Source organism: Citrobacter sp. Cm046 (assembly GCF_030333065.1).
In the GTDB taxonomy this organism is placed as follows: domain Bacteria; phylum Pseudomonadota; class Gammaproteobacteria; order Enterobacterales; family Enterobacteriaceae; genus Citrobacter; species Citrobacter murliniae.
Genome location: NZ_JAOWGP010000037.1, coordinates 343872 through 359750, shown reverse-complemented (window position 1 = coordinate 359750; position 15879 = coordinate 343872). Strand labels below are relative to the sequence as shown.

Sequence of the window (15879 nt, the reverse complement as noted above, 5' to 3'; positions counted from 1 at the left end):
GGAATGAAACCACCCGTTAAGCTCAATTCTCCTAACGCGGGAAACTATCGTTTTCCAAGCGGACCCCATTAAAAGCAACACTCCCACATCCCCTTTCTTAAGTTTATAAAAAAAAAGTCGCTTATGTTGTTGGAATCAAACAAAGGAGATTTTACAAACGATGGTGCAAAACATAAATAAAACGTTCATTTCAAATGCTGATATAGAATTATCTTCACAAACAGGAACTAGAACTTGCTCTTACCATATATGTAACCCTAAAAAAGACAACTTAATCCTTGTTTATATACCAGGGTTCGGAGGGGATCTAGGTAATTACTCTCATGGATTATGCGAAAAAATAGCTGAAACATATGACATAACAACAATGACTGTAGAGTATTTTTGCTATCATTCAAGACCAAATGTCGGTGGAAAAATATCATTTTCCGCATTTGATATAGCTCACATAAACAGTCTTGCACGACATTTTTTATTGATGAATCTGAATCTATCAATAAAAAAATATCACTAATAAATGAAAGCGCAAAAAAAAATAACACTACATCTCAAATTTTTGCGATGATTGAGCCAAAAAATAATGAATATCAAAATTTCGGATTGCTACCTGCGCTTGATATAATAAATGCAATTAACGATGCTATATTGAATTTTGAAATGGAAAATAGCAAAATAATATTAATTGGATCTTCATATGGTGGCTATATTGCAAACATGGTTGAAAAAATAGCACCAGGTTTAGTTAATGCCATTATCGACAACTCATCATGGAGCTCTCCAAACATGAAGTACTTAATAGGCAGAGAGCTTAACAACACTGAGTTCCGACAACAACTTAGCAGCAATATAATTATGGACCTGTATGTTAAGTCTCCATGGACCCTGACTAAAGGATTACCAAACACTCTATCAAAAAGTAGAATACAAATACGGTTATTTGATCCTGATCAATTATCCCAGATGATTAATCAAGGTGGAGGGCAATGTTTATATGTTTTTTATCATTATATAAATGATAATATTGCGCCGGCAAAAGATAAATTAGAAATGATTCTTCTACTTCAACAACACAATAAAGACAAAACAACATGTAGAATATTAAAAAATAAAAATGACATAGATGGCGTATTGATTAAATCTCTTGAGCATGGACTTGGTATGTCTATGGTTGAATTATTCAAAAAACATTTCCCATTAATAAAAGATCAAATCAAAAATCAACATCGGACATTAAAAACACAATACTTGTGTGATGATTTAATATATTTATTTAATAACTCAACATTACCGGTAACAGTAACCATACAAAGTCGCTCAAATAAGGTGAGTGTTTAATTATTAGAACAACCTTCGTCATAAACTATAAGATTCAATCATCTGGAAAATCCATTCGAGATGTAGTGACCGCTGGAAGCAGGAAAGTGAAGCGGGCTCGGCCTGGATCTGGTTATTGTCGAGCCAGGAAGAAAGCATAAAAAAGCACCATCAGGAAATTGATGAGGCATTGTCGTCTACCCGTCGGATCGTTCAACCGCTCATTTTGCTTAACCCTGTGGTGTTAACTGCGTGCGGGCTGTTTTATTTGCTGTCCTTGCAAAGAGGCAGTAACCGTTGCTCTCCTAACCGTTTACATTCAGTCATCATTCTCAAAACATTCTGCTTGAGTTTTTTGTTGCTGTAATGATAATCACTATCACTGTAATTTACTTTTCTTTGCATCAGTTGACTGAGAATAACGTTTAAGGGTACTTCGCATGTTCGTTCCATTTCTAATTATGTTGCGCGAAGGGTTAGAGGCCGCGCTGATTGTCAGCCTGATAGCCAGTTACCTGAAACGAACTCAGCGAGGCCGCTGGATTGGCGTGATGTGGATTGGTGTATTGCTGGCGGCGGCGTTATGTCTGGCGTTGGGGATTTTCATCAATGAAACCACGGGTGAATTTCCGCAAAAAGAACAGGAGTTATTTGAAGGTATTGTGGCGGTCATTGCCGTTGTGATCCTTACCTGGATGGTCTTCTGGATGCGTAAAGTCTCACGTAACGTCAAAGTTCAACTGGAGCAGGCTGTCGATAACGCATTACAGCGCAGCAACCATCACGGCTGGGCGCTGGTGATGATGGTCTTTTTTGCTGTTGCCCGTGAAGGGCTGGAATCGGTCTTTTTCTTGCTGGCGGCTTTTCAGCAGGATGTCGGTATTTGGCCGCCGGTAGGTGCGATGCTGGGACTGGCAACGGCTGTTGTGTTGGGATACCTGATTTATCTGGGTGGGATCCGACTGAATCTCGGTGCATTCTTCAAATGGACCAGCCTGTTTATTCTGCTGGTGGCTGCAGGGCTTGCTGCAGGGGCCATTCGTGCGTTCCACGAGGCCGGATTATGGAATCATTTCCAGGATGTAGCGTTTGACATAAGTAACGTTCTTTCAACGCACTCTCTGTTCGGCACGTTAATGGAAGGGATCTTTGGGTATCAGGAAGCGCCAAGCGTCAGTGAGGTTGCAGTCTGGTTTATCTACCTGATTCCGGCGCTGATTTTGTTTGCACTGCCGCCGCGTTCAGGCACTACGGCATCTCGTACCGCACCTTAAAAAAACGCGATGCAGAATATCATTTAGTTACAACATACTTATTTGTAGGGATGGGTCATGACGATTAATTTTCGCCGTAGTGCGCTGCAGCTGGGTATTGCCGCGTTGTTTACTTCCGCATTTGCCGCACAGGCTGCAGATATTCCACAGGTCAAAGTCACGGTAAATGACAAACAGTGTGAACCGATGACGATCACTGTTAATGCCGGGAAAACACAGTTCATCATCCAGAACCACAGCCAGAAAGCGCTGGAGTGGGAGATCCTCAAAGGTGTGATGGTGGTGGAAGAGCGTGAAAATATTGCGCCAGGCTTTAGCCAGAAAATGACCGCCAACCTGCAACCAGGTGAATATGATATGACCTGCGGTCTGCTGACAAACCCGAAAGGGAAGCTGATTGTGAAGGGGAATGCTACGGCGGATGCAGCGCAAAGTGATGCCTTGCTGAGCCTGAGCGGCGCGATTACCGAATATAAAGCCTATGTGACGGCAGAAACCGCACAGCTGGTTGCGGGTACCAAAGCATTCACTGATGCCATTAAAGCTGGCGATCTGGAGAAAGCCAAATCCCTGTATGCACCGACACGTCAGCACTACGAGCGCATTGAGCCAATTGCGGAACTGTTCTCCGACCTTGATGGCAGCATTGATGCGCGTGAAGATGATTACGAGCAAAAAGCCGCCGATCCGAAATTTACCGGCTTCCATCGCCTGGAAAAAGCGCTGTTTGGCGACAATACCACCAAAGGCATGGATAAGTATGCTGAGCAGTTGAACAGCGACGTTATTGACCTGCAAACGCGCATTAGCGAGCTGGCGTTCCCACCATCAAAAGTGGTTGGTGGAGCTGCCGGGCTGATTGAAGAAGTTGCTGCCAGCAAAATTAGTGGTGAAGAAGATCGCTATAGTCACACCGACCTGTGGGACTTCCAGGCCAACGTTGATGGCGCACAGAAAATTGTCGATATCCTGCGTCCTCAGTTGCAAAAATCCAATGCTGAACTGCTGGCAAAAGTGGATGCAAACTTCAAAAAAGTCGATGCTATCATGGCGAAATATCGTACCAAAGACGGTTTTGAAACCTATGACAAACTGACCAATGCTGACCGCAATGCGCTGAAAGGGCCAATTACTACGCTGGCGGAAGATTTGTCTCAATTACGCGGTGTACTGGGTCTGGATTGAGCATCATGCAGCATGATAATGAAAACGGCGTGAGCGAGCCGTCGCGCCGACGTTTACTGAAAGGGATGGGCGCGCTGGGTGGCGTACTGGCACTGGCTGGCGGCTGCCCGGTTGCGCATGCGCAAAAACCGCAGAGTGCGCCGGGAACGCTATCGCCGGATGCTCGCGGTGAAGCACAGCCATTTTATGGCCCGCATCAGGCTGGGATCCTGACGCCACAGCAGGCATCCATGATGCTGGTGGCGTTTGATGTTCTCGCCAGCGATAAAGCTGACCTTGAGCGTCTGTTCCGGTTACTGACCCGTCGTTTTGCGTTCCTGACGACCGGCGGGCCCGCGCCCGAGACGCCAAACCCGCGTTTACCGCCAATGGATTCCGGCATTCTCGGTGCCTACATTGCGCCGGATAACCTGACGATGACGCTGTCGGTGGGGCATTCGCTGTTCGACGAGCGCTATGGTCTTAGCACCAGCATGCCGAAAAAACTGCAAAAAATGACGCGCTTTCCGAATGATTCGCTGGATGCAGCGTTGTGTCATGGCGATTTGTTGTTACAGATTTGCGCCAACACGCAAGACACCGTCATACATGCGCTGCGCGATATCATTAAGCACACACCGGATCTCCTCAGCGTTCGCTGGAAGCGCGAAGGGTTTATCTCTGATCATGCTGCACGCAGTAAAGGCAAAGAGACACCAGTCAATCTGCTTGGTTTTAAAGACGGGACCGCTAACCCGGATGGCACAGATAAAAAGCTGATGCAAAATGTGGTGTGGGTGACGTCCGATCAAGACGAGCCGAAATGGGCGGAAGGCGGGAGTTATCAGGCGGTAAGGCTTATTCAGTTTCGCGTTGAGTTCTGGGATCGTACACCGCTTAAAGAGCAACAGACTATTTTCGGGCGAGACAAACAGACTGGTGCACCATTAGGTATGCAGCACGAGCACGATGTACCTGACTACGCCAGCGATCCTGAAGGTGAGGTGATTGCGCTCGACAGCCATATCCGTCTGGCAAACCCGCGAACCCGGGAGTCGGAGTCCAGCCTGATGATGCGTCGTGGTTACAGCTATTCGCTTGGCGTCACCAATTCTGGTCAACTGGATATGGGTTTACTGTTTGTTTGCTATCAGCACGATCTGGAAAAAGGTTTTTTGACCGTGCAGAAACGCCTGAATGGTGAAGCGCTGGAAGAGTATGTGAAGCCGATTGGTGGCGGATATTTCTTTGCCTTGCCTGGTGTCAAAGACCCTGATCGTTATCTTGGGCAATCTCTTCTTGAGGCCTGAAACCTGAGCCCCGCACTCCCGCGGGGTATTTCCTGACAACTTGATGAATGGACCAATTATTTTTCGTGATGTCTGCAGCGTTGAAATAATTTTGTCATCTCTCTGTAAGAGACTGTTCTCAGCGGCAGGATGTAATTTAGTTAACAATAAGTAAAAATATTGTTGCGCTGACAATAAATTCTGTTGTAATTATAGGTAACAGCGGTAGTTCCCGGCGGTGATGGTCATTCACTATGGAGATCGCGAATGGTAATGTCCTGTAATGGACTCGCTTTTCACAGCAGCAATACCATGTTATGCGGACGTTTCTCTTCCGCCAGCCATCTCGTCACCGCTAAATTCCTCTCCCTTCCATATCTTATCCTTGTTACCGACGCCCTGTACGGTGCGCGTAGCCGTGCGTGGTGTCTTATTCGAAGGCAAGCAATGGCTTACAAGGAAGCCAAACCTCAGATGTTCGTGCGCATAATCGTGCCGCAAGCGGTGCGTGTGATGTATACCTACAACTCAAGGTGCTATCCATGGGAAGACAAAAAGCAGTGATCAAAGCTCGTCGTGAAGCAAAACGTGTGCTGAGACGGGATTCGCGTAGCCATAAGCAACGTGAAGATGAATCGGTCACCTCGCTTGTGCAGATGGGCGGCGTAGAAGCGATCGGTATGGCGCGTGACAGTCGCGACGCCACACCTATCATGGCGCGAAATGAAGCTCAGGCGCAGTACCTGAATGCTATCGAGAGTAAACAGCTGATCTTCGCCACGGGTGAAGCCGGGTGTGGTAAAACCTGGATCAGCGCGGCAAAAGCAGCAGAGGCCCTGATCCACAAAGATGTGGACCGGATCATTGTAACCCGTCCAGTTCTGCAAGCTGATGAAGATCTCGGCTTCTTACCTGGAGATGTTTCCGAGAAGTTTGCTCCCTATTTTCGACCCGTGTACGACGTGCTGGTAAAACGACTGGGAGCCTCCTTCATGCAATATTGCCTGCGACCTGAGATTGGTAAGGTGGAAATCGCGCCGTTCGCTTATATGCGCGGACGTACCTTTGAAAATGCAGTTGTTATTCTCGACGAGGCTCAGAATGTGACTGCTGCGCAAATGAAAATGTTTTTAACTCGCCTTGGAGAGAATGTGACGGTAATTGTGAACGGGGATGTTACCCAGTGTGACTTACCGGCGCATGTTCGATCCGGGTTAAGCGATGCGCTGGCCCGCTTCGAAGAAGATGAGATGATTGGGATCGTTCGTTTCAATAAAGATGATTGCGTTCGTTCGGCGCTCTGTCAGCGGACGCTTAATGCTTACAACTGATATGCTCTTCGTCTTCAAGGCCCGGGAAACCGGGCTTTGTTTTTATTACGCTTACAGAATATCTTTTAGCTCAGCAGCCATCATTGTTGCTTCAAAAGGGATCAGCTCGACTTTTACAACCCCTGATTGTTGAAAGGGATCCTGGCTGAGATAACTTTTTAACGCTTCTTCATCATCGCATTTTGCCAGTATTACGCCTCCTGAGCGCGGGATTTTGCGTCCTGAGGCGAGGAATAAACCCTTCGCGTACCCTTTTTTCAGCCATTCCACATGCGCGGGAAGTAAATTATCGACTTCATTTAACGGTTTTATATAAGTTAAAACGACAACACCAATAACGCTCATTTTATTATCCATAATCCTGGAGGGGAGATTACGTTAGCATGTGGTTGACTAAGGACAGAATAGATTTGTTGGCCCGGCTGAAAGATATTCTGTTAACGGTTGTGTACAGATGGAAGCCGTTTCCCCTGGCCCATTTTGATTATTTCATTTCGTTCTCCAGCCAGGATGCAACTGCACGCAGGCCTTTTAATATCTCTTCTCTGAGGGCGCAGTTATCTTCCGGATGTTGTTCAACAGCCTCGCATGCGCGGCGGGCGGTAACCATCCCCATGCTGGCGCAGCTACTTTTTAACTGGTGTGCAAGACGTCTGATCTTCTCAACGTCTTTTTGCGAGCGAGCGGTATCAATTTCGTCGAGTAAAGGCAGTGTATGTTGGGTAAATAAACGCAGCCATTCACCAATTTTGCTATGTCCCATGATGCGGGCATCTTCTGATAATTGATGCGTATCCAGAAGACACTCGCTAAGTGGTTCAGCGACGTAAGGGGATTCTGTACCTGAAATATAGTGTGTGATGAGTTGACCCAGGGCGTCTCGCGGCACCGGTTTTTGAATAATACCGCGAAACAACGTACTGGTACGACGGCTTAGGGTCTCATCAATCACGTGAGCGCTGAACCCAATCAGAGGCAGGGTTGGATAAATCTGTGTCAGTTGTTGGGCGAGCGTAATACCGTCGGTATCCGGGAGATCAAAATCAACCAGCACGGCATCATAGTGCTCATTACCTTGCAGGACATGTAGTGCGTCGGCGGCACAACTTGCTACCATCACCAGGGCTCCGCTGGTGGTTAACATCTCCACGGTAATACGCTGGGTGAGGGGATTGTCCTCAATCAACAGTAAACGTATCCCCTGTAAATTGACCGGGCGATGGGGACATTTAGGGGTAGGGCGCGAAGCGGGACGTAAAGGAAGTCGCAACTGAAAGCAACTCCCAACACCAGGTGTGCTGGTCACGGTCAGTTCACCACCCATAGCCTGTGCAAGGCTGCTACTGATCGTTAACCCCAGTCCTGTCCCGCCACGTTTGCCGCTTACCTGAACAAAGGGCTTAAAAATGTCAGCCAGGCGAGAGGCTTCGATACCACTGCCCGTATCCTCAACCTCGATACACAACTGTTCACCTTCAGTGAAGCTGCGTAGCGTAATAAGACCACGATCGGTAAATCGCAGTGCATTGCTTAATAAATTAGTGATTATCTGACGAATACGGCGAGGATCGCCCTGTAGTGCGAGGGGGAGAGCGCTGGAAAAGTCCGCAACAAGTGTAACAGGCCGCCCGTTGATGCGACTGTTCATCAACTGGAGTGTACTTTCCAGCAAAGGTCTGGGCTCAAAGGGCTCATCACTAACAGAGACATTCTTTCCACCGGCCTCAATTGCTGAGTAATCCAGAATATCGTTGAGAATAGTCAGTAGTGATTCGCCGGAATCGGTGATTGCACGCAGGTTTTCCTGATGTTGAGCCAGTGCCTGGTTTTCTGAAAGCAACTGCGCAGTGCCGAGGATCCCGTAAAGTGGGGTGCGTATTTCATGGCTCATTGCCGCAAGAAATGCTGATTTTGCCTGATTTGCTTTTTCAGCTTCAGCCCGCGCCTGACGGTGTTCAATGACCAGCGCGTGAAGCTCGGCGGTACGCGATTTTACCTGCGTAGCCAACTGCTGCCGATGATTATTGAGGGCGTGGACGCTGGCACGAAACGCATCCATTAAACGTCCAATAGTATCCAGTTCCCGAACGCCTGCGGTTTCTGGAAAGGGGGAGTCAATGTTACCTTCAAGCAGTTCCTGCAATGCCTGTGTTTGCTGGGCCAGAGGGCGCGTCACTGAACGGTAAACCACGCGCCAGAGGATTAGGATCAGCGATATCAGCGAAACAGCGCCGAGCAACAGCAGCCAGGTTTGTCCGCGCTCGCTGGCTTGTTTCAGTGAAGTTAACCCTGCACGGTTACGTTCTTCGATAGTGTTGACTAACTGGCTGACTTCACTGCTGAAACGGGTAAACTGATAAATGTTATTCTGCGACAGGATCTGTAGCCGGGTGCTGATGTCATTATCCTGCTGGTATAGCGCCAGCAGCTCGACATAACGTCCTACCGTATTCACTGACTCCGCAACCTGTTCGCGCACCACTGGATCTTCAATGCGTATTTGTCGACGATGCAGAATTCTGACTGCGGCATTCAATCGGTTATCCATCGCTGCGGCGTTATATTGCGCCTGATCGGCACTCAGATTCATAATCATTTGTTGCACGCGTAGTGCGCTCAGACGCACCTCGTTCATCTGATTAACGTATTCCAGATCGGTATCAATGAGACGATCCAGTGCCTGTTCAGCCTCCCGACGCTGATTATTTTCAATCAAATCATATATTCCCGCTTGTGTCGCACCTGCGGAAGTCGCCGCATTATTCGCCTGACCGTGAGCCATTTCAGCGATATCGCCTGCGGCGGTGACAATACGTTGACTGAGTTGTTGCTGCTGATCGCGGAGTCTCAGCCGTTGTCCAACCAACTCTCCCTGCTGACTTAACGACTGTGCGATTTCCTGCTCCTGCAGTTCTATCGCCGTGGTGTCAAAACCTTGCTGACGTAGCGTTTTAAGCAATGCGGTAATTTTGAGACTTTGTGCTGTTAACATTCGGCCCTGTGCCAGCCACATATTTTCACTGTCGGCGATGGTCAGGTTCTGCGCGGAAAAAAGCTCCCAGGCACTGGCTTCGCTCAATTGACGCGCCATGTTCATTGTCGGGATTAGTTCTTGTGTATTGGCTTGCTCAACCTGGCTGACAAAACGCAGACTGTACCAACCTACAAGTGTACTCATGAGGGTCAGTGCCGCCATCAGCGCGAAGCCCATCCACAGTCTTCTGGTCAGAGATAAATTCACGGAGTGTCGCCACAGATTAAAAAGGTTGAGTCCAAAAGCGGAAAGCAACTAGGATAAAGCCTTATTGATAATGAGGCTATCATGCGAGCATGCGTTTTTTGGGTGATGACTTTCTTTTCTGTACAAGGTCTGGCGGCCGGAGCAGGAGAGTCTCTGATCCGTTGGCACGACGAGCAACACTTTTCCCCTCAGCAGCAGGAAACGGTCACAGCGCATCAGGTCTGGAAACTTTGTGCGCTCTACCCTAGTCTCAAAGATTCCTATTGGCTCTCGGTTAACTACGGCATGCAACAAGCGGCACGGCGTTACGGCGTCAGCCTGAAAGTGCAGGAAGCTGGAGGGTATCGGCAGCTTTCGACGCAGAAAACGCAAATTGCCCAGTGTAAAGAGTGGGGCGCAGATGCCATTTTACTAGGCAGCAGCACCACATCATTTCCTGATCTCAAAAAACAGGTCGGCACGTTGCCGGTTATTGAGGTGGTGAATGCCATTCATGACGCGACAACCCGAACGCGAGTCGGGGTTCCCTGGTTTCAAATGGGCTATCAACCGGGTCGTTACCTGGTGAAGTGGAGTGGGGGAAAACCACTGAAGTTGCTTTTAATGCCAGGACCTGATGATGCCGGAGGCAGTAGGGAAATGGTCGCCGGGTTCCGCGATGCGATCGCCGGAAGCCAGGTGCAAATTGTGGATGTCGCCCTTGGGGACAATGATATAGAAGTACAGCGCAATCTGTTGCAGGAGATGCTGGAACGCCATCCGGATATTGATGTGGTTGCCGGGACGGCCATTGCAGCGGAAGCGGCAATGGGGGAAAGACGCAATCTGGCGACCCCTCTCACGGTGGTCTCATTTTACCTGTCACATCAGGTTTATCGCGGTCTCAAGCGTGGACGGGTACTGATGGCTGCCAGTGACCAAATGGTTTGGCAAGGTCAACTGGCGGTCGAACAAGCGATCAATGTATTGCAGGGACGTAACGTTCCCGATAACGTCAGCCCGCCGATTTTAGTACTGACCCCAGAAAATGCGGACAGCAAACATAGCCGTAGCTCGCTATCTCCGGGGGGATTCCGGCCAGTATATTTGTATCAGCATACGTCGGAGGCTAAAAAATAGCCTTCGCCATGCTGGGTAACGAACAGGTCGGGACTCAGTTTATGGCGCAAACGACGGATCAACACATCGACGGTACGCAGATCGGGGTCTTCCACTCTGCGTGCCGTAAGCATGCGGAGTAGCCTTTCGCGGCTGAGGATTTCACCCGGATTAGTCACAAATGCCACCAGCATTTCGTACTCAGCGCGGGTGAGCTTAATCGTTTCCTCTTCTTTTTCCAGCGTGTGGCGAGAAACATTCAGACAGTATCCCGCAAATTGGTAGCAATTATCTTTCGCAGCAGGTTGTGCCTGGCGGGCAAGATCGATGCGCCAGAGCAGGTTTTTCACCCGCACGACGAGTTCGCGCAATTCCAGCGGTTTGGTCACATAATCATCGGCACCCATCTCCAGTCCGACAATTCGGTCAATTTGATCGCATCGTCCCGTTACGAGAATGATCCCAACCGTTGAGCGCTCTCGTAGCGATCGGGTCAGCATCAAACCATTTTCATCCGGAAGATTAATATCCAGCAGGACAAGATCAACAGACTGTTGGTCCATAATGTCGCGCAGACCAGCGCCGCTAGCAACAGCCGAGACTTGATAACCTTCCTGCTCAAAATAAGCCTGCAGCCGTGCCTGGGTCACTGGCTCATCTTCAACAATGACAATGTGATGTGACATCCTGTGTTCTGTCTCTCTGTTCATATTCGTTCATATTTTGCAGTAAGTCGTTCATCCTGACCAGTGTCGCTGTTCACATTTGCTGAATAAGATCTCCCGTAACTAAACCATATATTTACAGGGGCTATTATGCGGAGACTATGGAGAGCGTTACTCAGGCCAAGTGCGCGCTGGTCAATACTGGCGCTGGTGATTGTTGGGATACTGATCGGTATCGCACTGATTGTACTCCCACACGTTGGAATCAAGTTAACCAGTTCGACAGAGTTTTGTGTCAGTTGCCACAGTATGCAGCCGGTCTATCAGGAATATAAGCAGTCGGCGCATTTCCAGAATGCCTCCGGGGTTCGCGCTGAATGTCACGACTGTCATATTCCATCGGATATTCCCGGGATGGTGAAACGTAAACTTGAAGCCAGCAACGATATTTACCAGACGTTTATCGCTCACTCGATTGACACACCTGAAAAATTCGAAGCCAAGCGTGCTGAGCTGGCGGAAAGGGAGTGGGCGAGGATGAAGGAAAATAACTCCTCAACCTGCCGCTCCTGCCATAACTATGATGCGATGGATCATGCTAAGCAACATCCTGAAGCCGCACGTCAGATGAAAATTGCCGCCAAAGATAACCAATCCTGTATTGACTGTCATAAAGGTATTGCCCACCAGTTACCCGATATGAGCAGCGGTTTCCGCAAGCAATTTGATGAATTACGCGCCAATGCTAACAGCGACGGCGATACTCTGTACTCTCTTGATATCAAACCTATTTATGCGTCTAAAGGTGATAAAGAACCTGCAGGCTCGTTACTGCCAGCTTCAGAAGTGACGGTGTTGAAACGTGACGGTGAATGGCTGCAGGTACAAATTACCGGCTGGACGGAAAGCCAGGGACGTCAACGCGTTCTGACTCAACTTCCAGGTAAGCGAATTTTTGTGGCATCCATCCGTGGCGATGTTCAGCAACATGTGAAAACGCTGGAAAAAACCACCGTCACTGCGACTAACACTGAGTGGAGTAAGTTGCAGGCCACTGCGTGGATGCAAAAGAGCGACATGGTGAATGACATCAAGCCGATCTGGGCTTATGCCGACTCGCTATATAACGGTACCTGTAACCAGTGCCACGGCGCGCCGGAAAAATCGCACTTTGATGCGAACGGCTGGATTGGCACGCTCAATGGCATGATTGGCTTTACCAGTCTGGATAAACGAGAAGAACGTACCTTGTTGAAATACCTCCAGTTGAACGCGTCAGACACCACGGATAAGCCCCATAGTGATAAGGGAGAGAACAATGAAAAGTAAAGACACATTGCAGGTATCACGTCGGCGCTTTCTTCTGCAACTGGGGGGAATGACCGTTGCAGGTATGTTAGGGCCTTCGTTACTGACTCCCCGTAGTGCAACTGCGGCCGCCATGGGTGAACAAGGCGCTGTGGTAAAAGAGGGGATCCTTACTGGCTCCCACTGGGGGGCAATCCGCGCCACGGTCGTAGATGGACGATTTATTGCGGTTAAACCTTTTGAACGTGACAGATATCCATCGAAAATGATTGCAGGTCTGCCGGACCATGTTCATGGTGCAGCGCGCATTCGTTATCCAATGGTACGCGTGGACTGGATGCGTAAACGCCACCAAAGCGATACTACGCAACGTGGAGATAACCGTTTTGTTCGTGTCTCATGGGATGAAGCGCTGGACTTTTTTTATCAGGAACTGGAGCGTATCCAGAAAACCTACGGCCCCAGTGCACTGCTGACGGCGAGCGGCTGGCAATCGACGGGTATGTTCCATAACGCCTCCGGTATGTTGGCCCGAGCCATTGCGCTGCATGGCAATAGCGTCAGCACCGGCGGAGACTACTCCACCGGGGCGGCGCAGGTGATTTTGCCGCGCGTGGTCGGATCCATGGAAGTCTACGAGCAGCAAACTTCATGGCCGCTGGTTCTGCAAAATAGCAAAACCATCGTGTTGTGGGGGGCCGATCTGATCAAAAACCAGCAGGCCAACTGGTGGTGTCCGGATCATGATGTTTATGGTTATTACGAGCAACTGAAAGAGAAAGTCGCACGGGATGAGATCTCGGTAATTAGTGTGGATCCGGTAGTGACGTCAACGCATGACTACCTGGGTCGCGACAAGGTTAAGCATATAGCCGTCAATCCACAGGCTGATGTTCCGCTACAGCTGGCGTTGGCGCATACGCTATATACCGAAAATCTGTACGATAAAAATTTCATTAGTAACTATTGCGTCGGTTTTGAACAGTTTCTCCCTTATTTGCTGGGGGAGAGCGATGGTCAGCCAAAAGATGCCCAGTGGGCAGAGAAATTGTGTGGTATTGATGCCGAAACAATCCGTGCTCTGGCACGACAAATGGCCTCAGGAAGAACGCAGATTATTGCAGGGTGGTGCGTACAGCGTATGCAGCATGGCGAGCAATGGGCGTGGATGGTAGTGGTACTGGCCTCAATGCTGGGTCAAATTGGTTTGCCAGGGGGAGGCTTTGGGTTTGGCTGGCACTATAATGGTGCGGGAACGCCCAGTCGCAAAGGTATTATTTTAAGCGGTTTTTCCGGCTCGACGACGGTGCCTCCAGTGCATGACAGCACTGATTACAAAGGATATAGCAGCACTATCCCTATCGCGCGTTTCATCGACGCAATTCTGGAGCCAGGGAAAACCATTAACTGGAACGGCAAAACAGTAAAACTACCGCCGCTAAAAATGTGCGTATTTGCGGGAACCAACCCGTTCCACCGCCATCAGCAGATCAACCGGATCATGGAAGGCTGGCGCAAGCTGGAAACAGTCATTGCGATTGATAACCAGTGGACTTCTACATGTCGTTTTGCTGATATCGTCTTGCCTGCGACAACCCAGTTTGAACGTAACGATCTTGACCAATATGGCAACCATTCCAATCGCGGAATTATTGCTATGAAACAACTGGTAGCACCGCAATTTGAAGCGCGTAATGATTTTGATATTTTCCGCGATCTCTGCCGTCGTTTTAACCGTGAGGAAGCTTTCACCGAAGGTCTGGATGAAATGGGCTGGTTGAAGCGCATCTGGCAGGAAGGCAGCCAGCAGGGGAAAGGACGCGGTGTCCACTTACCAGCATTTGATGTGTTCTGGAATCAACAGGAGTATATCGAGTTCGAGCATCCGCAAATGTTTGTACGTCACCAGGCATTTCGCGAAGATCCCGATCTTGAACCGCTGGGAACGCCGAGTGGTTTGATTGAAATTTACTCTAAAACGATTGCCGAAATGCACTATGACGACTGTCAGGGCTATCCGATGTGGTTCGAAAAAATCGAGCGTTCACATGGCGGGCCGGGCTCACAGCGCTGGCCATTACATTTACAGTCAGTACATCCGGATTTTCGCCTGCATTCGCAGCTCTGCGAATCGGAAACGTTGCGGCAGCACTATGCTGTTAGCGGTAAAGAACCTGTTTTTATCAGCCCACAGGATGCACAAGCTCGTGGTATCCAAAACGGTGATATTGTCAGGGTCTTCAATGGTCGTGGACAAGTATTAGCCGGTGCGGTTGTTTCTGATTTTTATAAGCCTGGCGTGGTCCGTATCCATGAAGGCGCCTGGTACGATCCCGATAAAGGTGGAGAGATCAATGCGCTGTGTAAATACGGTAACCCTAACGTCTTAACGCTGGATATCGGTACTTCTCAGTTGGCTCAGGCAACCAGTGCGCATACCACGCTGGTGGAGATCGAGAAATACAATGGTCAAGTGGATCGCGTGACTGCATTCAATGGCCCACTGGAAATGGTGGCGCAATGTGAGTATGTCCCAGCGCAGCAGGTAAAATAAATGGATAGCCAAAAACATCTGACGGAGGAACAAATTGCCTGCGTTTACGCGTGGCTGGCGCGACTGTTCTCCCGTGAACTGGATAGTGAAAGTTTGCTGCAACTTCACGCCTCGGACATGCAGGACTGGTATTCGCTGTTAAAACGCGAACCGTCGTTGAATCAACCGGTGACGATTCTGGAAGAAAAAATCGCCGCGCTTAAGCTACGTGAAGAGGGGCAACTGGAACTTGCCGCAGACTTTTGTGGCCTGTTTCTTATGTCGGATACTCAGGCCGCTTTGCCATATGCCTCAGTTTATGAGCAGTGCGAGTCGGGTGACAGCGAGATCAAACACCTGTTGTTTGAAGCGGGAATGCAGACGAGTGAGACTTTTAACGAACCCGGCGATCATCTGGCTATTTTTCTCGAGTTACTGAGTCATTTGCATTTTTCGTTGGGGGAGGAGAACCTTAACCATCTGCGCATCAATGCATTACGCAGAAAAACCGTATCAGTGTTACTACGATGGCTGCCGGAGTTTTCAGCCAATTGTTGTAAATATGACGCTTTTGGGTTCTACGCTGCTCTGAGTCAACTGGGGCTGGCGCTTGTGCAACTCGATAACCGGTGATGAGTGTGTTGGTATCGCTGCAAAGGTGC

Annotated in this window: 14 protein-coding genes; 11 read left to right on the top strand and 3 right to left on the bottom strand. The window is 49.1% G+C overall.

Features of this window, described 5'->3' with window-relative positions; all coding sequences use genetic code 11:
- Positions 1 to 160: 160 nt before the first annotated feature.
- The 7 genes from OGX98_RS23980 to phoH all read left to right on the top strand — a co-directional run bounded on the left by OGX98_RS23980 (position 161) and on the right by phoH (position 6372).
- Positions 161 to 514 (top strand): DUF2920 family protein, encoded by a 354-nt coding sequence (locus OGX98_RS23980; protein ID WP_353622278.1) that lies wholly within the window; start codon positions 161 to 163, stop codon positions 512 to 514.
- Positions 475 to 1335 (top strand): DUF2920 family protein, encoded by an 861-nt coding sequence (locus tag OGX98_RS10505; RefSeq protein ID WP_353622279.1) that lies wholly within the window; start codon positions 475 to 477, stop codon positions 1333 to 1335. Before OGX98_RS23980 ends, OGX98_RS10505 begins: the two co-directional genes overlap by 40 nt.
- 419 nt (positions 1336 to 1754) lie before the next feature.
- Complete coding sequence (gene efeU, locus OGX98_RS10500; RefSeq protein WP_045441522.1) at positions 1755 to 2588, top strand: iron uptake transporter permease EfeU; 834 nt, start codon at positions 1755 to 1757, stop codon at positions 2586 to 2588.
- Positions 2589 to 2645: 57 nt separating this feature from the next.
- Positions 2646 to 3773, top strand: coding sequence for an iron uptake system protein EfeO (gene efeO, locus OGX98_RS10495; RefSeq protein WP_286595247.1), 1128 nt, complete (start codon positions 2646 to 2648; stop codon positions 3771 to 3773).
- A gap of 5 nt (positions 3774 to 3778) precedes the next feature.
- Positions 3779 to 5062 carry an iron uptake transporter deferrochelatase/peroxidase subunit gene (gene efeB / locus OGX98_RS10490; protein WP_286595246.1) on the top strand — a complete coding sequence of 428 codons (1284 nt, stop codon included), beginning with the start codon at positions 3779 to 3781 and terminating at the stop codon, positions 5060 to 5062.
- A 246-nt stretch (positions 5063 to 5308) separates the two neighbouring features.
- Positions 5309 to 5605 (top strand): hypothetical protein, encoded by a 297-nt coding sequence (locus OGX98_RS10485; protein WP_045441528.1) that lies wholly within the window; start codon positions 5309 to 5311, stop codon positions 5603 to 5605.
- The gene (gene phoH / locus OGX98_RS10480) at positions 5584 to 6372 is read left to right on the top strand and encodes a phosphate starvation-inducible protein PhoH (protein ID WP_045441531.1); all 789 of its coding nucleotides are present in this window, start codon (positions 5584 to 5586) and stop codon (positions 6370 to 6372) included. The genes OGX98_RS10485 and phoH overlap by 22 nt, the downstream gene beginning before the upstream one ends.
- Positions 6373 to 6423: 51 nt before the next feature.
- On the opposite strand, the gene OGX98_RS10475 is transcribed toward phoH, so the two are convergent.
- Together OGX98_RS10475 and torS are read right to left on the bottom strand one after the other, a co-directional pair.
- Positions 6424 to 6717 (bottom strand): YciI family protein, encoded by a 294-nt coding sequence (locus OGX98_RS10475; RefSeq protein WP_045449557.1) that lies wholly within the window; start codon positions 6715 to 6717, stop codon positions 6424 to 6426.
- Between the two features lie 139 nt (positions 6718 to 6856).
- Entirely contained in the window at positions 6857 to 9613 is a 2757-nt protein-coding gene (gene torS / locus OGX98_RS10470) for a TMAO reductase system sensor histidine kinase/response regulator TorS (RefSeq protein WP_286595244.1), read from the bottom strand.
- Between the two features lie 105 nt (positions 9614 to 9718).
- On the opposite strand from torS, the gene torT reads away from it, so the two are divergent.
- Entirely contained in the window at positions 9719 to 10732 is a 1014-nt protein-coding gene (gene torT / locus OGX98_RS10465) for a TMAO reductase system periplasmic protein TorT (RefSeq protein WP_370637139.1), read from the top strand.
- Here torT and torR read toward each other — a convergent pair.
- Positions 10705 to 11397 carry a two-component system response regulator TorR gene (gene torR / locus OGX98_RS10460; protein ID WP_045441535.1) on the bottom strand — a complete coding sequence of 231 codons (693 nt, stop codon included), beginning with the start codon at positions 11395 to 11397 and terminating at the stop codon, positions 10705 to 10707. The two genes, torT and torR, sit on opposite strands and share 28 nt — an antisense overlap.
- Positions 11398 to 11526: 129 nt before the next feature.
- Between torR and torC the strand changes: the two genes are divergently transcribed.
- From torC to torD, 3 genes are read left to right on the top strand one after another with little or no spacing between them, the layout of a single operon-like run.
- Entirely contained in the window at positions 11527 to 12705 is a 1179-nt protein-coding gene (gene torC, locus OGX98_RS10455) for a pentaheme c-type cytochrome TorC (protein WP_225760754.1), read from the top strand.
- Positions 12695 to 15238 (top strand): trimethylamine-N-oxide reductase TorA, encoded by a 2544-nt coding sequence (gene torA / locus OGX98_RS10450; protein ID WP_286595243.1) that lies wholly within the window; start codon positions 12695 to 12697, stop codon positions 15236 to 15238. The genes torC and torA overlap by 11 nt, the downstream gene beginning before the upstream one ends.
- Positions 15239 to 15850: a molecular chaperone TorD gene (torD, locus tag OGX98_RS10445; RefSeq protein WP_045441544.1), complete on the top strand. Its 612-nt coding sequence runs from the start codon at positions 15239 to 15241 to the stop codon at positions 15848 to 15850. It abuts the gene before it with no gap.
- The last annotated feature ends 29 nt before the right edge of the window (positions 15851 to 15879 follow it).